A 290-nucleotide genomic window follows, 5' to 3' on the forward strand; every position below is an offset into this window, starting at 1 on the left:
CACCGTCCCGGCCAACAGCACCAGCGGTTTCGTCACCGTGACTGCGCCGGACAACGTCTACACCGGCACCAACGACCCAGTAATCAAGTCGATCGCTTCGGTTGATGGCGCTGATGTTGGCAAGTTCGAAAACCTGGTTCTGGACAAGACGCCGGTCAGCACTGCTGTTACCGACGAGTCTGGCTCGGGCACCCCAGGCACTGGCAACGGTGGCGACCTGGTCAAGGTCACCATTACTGCCGACCAGGTTTCGGTCGCGGAAAACGTTAAACCGACCTTCACCGTTCACA

General features: G+C 59.3%; 1 protein-coding gene. It reads left to right on the forward strand.

The window, feature by feature from the left end; all coding sequences use genetic code 11:
* A partial coding sequence (locus HU766_RS26065; RefSeq protein ID WP_186661889.1) for an immunoglobulin-like domain-containing protein occupies positions 1 to 290 on the forward strand: 290 nt, incomplete at both ends.

Source organism: Pseudomonas sp. SWRI77, from assembly GCF_014269105.1.
GTDB lineage: Bacteria > Pseudomonadota > Gammaproteobacteria > Pseudomonadales > Pseudomonadaceae > Aquipseudomonas > Aquipseudomonas capeferrum.